The 1,195-nt window shown below is 79.9% G+C and carries 1 pseudogene; it reads left to right on the top strand.

The window, feature by feature from the left end:
- Positions 1-1,195: pseudogene (locus tag ACFWEK_RS21775) on the top strand (peptidoglycan-binding LysM); the annotation flags it as partial.

The raw sequence follows: 1,195 nt of genomic DNA, 5'->3' as shown, positions 1-1,195 counted from the left end.
CAGCAGCGGCGACGCCTGCCCGGGCAGCGCACGCCGATGCCCGCGGGCGAGGTCGCGGCGTTCGAGCAGGAGTCGCGCTCGCTCGCCGACCCGCTGTCGGTCGCGCGCCTCGACGTCGCCCTGCGGGCCCTGGCCCGGCAGTGCGCGGACGCCCGGCGCCCGCTGCCCGCGCTGCGCGCCGTCCGGCTCGGCGAGACGACGGTGGACCTCTACCTCGCCGCCCCGGGCGCGCTCGCCGCCCCGTGGGCGGCGGACCCGACGGGCACCGTGTGGTCCCTCGACCGGGCGGGCGTGCGGCGCCTCGAGGAGTCGTACGGCGAGAGCCTCGCCGCGGTCCCCGCGCCCTACCCGGCGCTGGTGACGCTCGGCCACGACGAGGGCCCGTCCCACGTGCTGCTCAACCTCGAGACGGTGGGGACCCTCGCCGTGACGGGCGCCGCGCAGGACGCCGGCGAGGTGGTCGCGGCGCTCGTCGTCGAGCTGGCCACCTCCGCCTGGGCGGACGACCTGCAGGTCGACGTCGTCGGCGTGCCGGGCGACCCGTTCGCGGACGCCCTCGTGGGGCTGGAGGAGACGCTGCGCACCGGTCGCGTCCGCCGGCACGACTCCGTCGCCGCCCTGCGCCAGGAGCTGTCCCGGCGTGCGGAGCTGGACCGGCGGGCGCTGGCGCGGTCCGGGGCGACGAGCGTCGGCGCGGCCCGCGCCGCCGGGCTCGCGCGCGACACCTGGAGCCCGGAGATCGTCGTGCTCGGCGCGCCCGTGCCCGAGCCCGAGCGCGCCCGCCTCGCGGCCCTGGTCGACGACGGTCCTCGGATCGCCCTCGCGAGCATCGTGCACGGGGCCGCGCCGTCCGCCCTGGGCGGCGAGCCCGGCTGGAGCCTCCAGGTCGGGCCGGGGGCGGCGCGGGCGCAGCTCGCGCCCGCCGGCATGGGGCTCCGCCCGCAGCGGCTCTCCGCGGACCAGGAGGCGCAGCTGCGGCAGCTGGTCGCGCTCGCGGGCGCCGAGCTCGCCGGCGACCCGACGCACGTGCGGGAACCGTCGCTCGCCGAGGTGGAGGCGATCGTCCCGGTCGACGACGTCGCGGCGGACGGCGATCCCGACGCCACCGACTACGACCTGACGCACGTCGCGACGCGCGACCCGGCCGGCGCGTCTCCGCGGGTCCGCGTGCTCGGCGCCGTGTCCCTGGAGGGCG

It is taken from the genome of Isoptericola sp. NPDC060257, from assembly GCF_042726645.1.
In the GTDB taxonomy this organism is placed as follows: domain Bacteria; phylum Actinomycetota; class Actinomycetes; order Actinomycetales; family Cellulomonadaceae; genus Isoptericola; species Isoptericola nanjingensis.
Note: the sequence above shows the minus strand (reverse complement) of the source record. Positions and strands in the feature narration are given on the sequence as shown.